1 protein-coding gene and 1 pseudogene are annotated in these 1,097 nt (G+C 61.4%); one reads left to right on the top strand and one right to left on the bottom strand.

Annotated elements, in window-relative coordinates; all coding sequences use genetic code 11:
* Positions 1–63: 63 nt before the first annotated feature.
* Positions 64–197, top strand: a pseudogene (locus tag NDI72_RS21875) (IS6 family transposase); the annotation flags it as partial.
* Positions 198–299: 102 nt separating this feature from the next.
* Here the strand turns inward: NDI72_RS21875 and NDI72_RS21870 are convergent.
* Positions 300–1,097: FCD domain-containing protein (locus NDI72_RS21870; protein WP_283801793.1), on the bottom strand; the 798-nt coding region annotated here is incomplete at its 5' end.

Raw genomic sequence — 1,097 nt, 5'->3', positions numbered from 1 at the left:
CGGAACGGAACCAGCGCATTCTTGCATTTAACTGCCAAGTGACAACAGTTCTTGTTCTGACCCCGATTTCGATCGCCAGGCGGACTGGAGCGCTTCGCGATCGTCTTTTCCGCGGTCGAAATCTCTTCGTCCCGCCCCGCTCGAAACGCTCAGCCATCGCCATCCATACGCATCGCCTCAGCGCGATCGCAGATTGAAAAGCCGTCACCGGGACGGCGGTCTGATCCAAACGTCGCGCCAAAAATGTCCTTGGCAAATTACCCTGACATCACCGAAGAGTCTTCATGCTCCAGGCAACATTACCGTATGGTTGCGACAGAGCCTCGGCCTGGTGGATAGCCGTTTGACGCAGCCGGCGATTGCAAGATCGCCTTGAACCGCTGGACATTGGCCAGCAGCTTGTCGATATGTCGGCGCGTCTCCCGCTCGGCGCCATCCTGGTCCCTCATGCGGATCGCCTCGGCCATGCGTTCGTGGTCGGTGGCGAAGGCGCGGGCATCCCGATCGATCTCCTCGGCTGTGATTTTCGCATAGCGGGGATCAAGAGAAATCTTGTCGAGAAGGTAGGAGTCCGTCTGTTCGATCGCCATCAAACCCACCTCGATCAGGAACTGGTTCTGGGAGGCGAGCACGAGATGGCGATGGAAGGAGACCGCTGGCGGTAGCCATTCCTCTCCCGTGGTCGCCGCAGCGCAATGAGCACAAGCGAGACGGGTCATTCCTGCGATATCATCGGCATCCGCACGCTCCGTGGCAAGCCGGGCGGCTTCCGGCTCTATCGCCCGGCGGACGTGGAGCATCTCGAGCAAGGCATCGATGTCGGCGACGTCGGCCAGCGCGACAAGGCGCGCCGAGCGCTCGCTCTTGCGCCTCTCCTCGAGCAGTTCCTTCAGCTGCTTCAGGCCGGCCTCAGTCGCGATCCGGCCACGTTTGCCCAGCGTTCGTGCGAATCCCCGCGAGACGAGGCTACGCAGAATTCTGCCCGCGGTCGCCTCCGCGACGACAATGCCGTTCTCCAGCAAGGCCTCGACCAGGCGCTGATTTCCGACGGGCTTCGAACTGCCGCTGAGAAGCTCGAGCGCCACGATATCCGTTCT

This window comes from Nitratireductor sp. GZWM139, assembly GCF_030068685.1.
Lineage (GTDB): Bacteria > Pseudomonadota > Alphaproteobacteria > Rhizobiales > Rhizobiaceae > Nitratireductor > Nitratireductor aquimarinus.
Note: the sequence above shows the minus strand (reverse complement) of the source record. Positions and strands in the feature narration are given on the sequence as shown.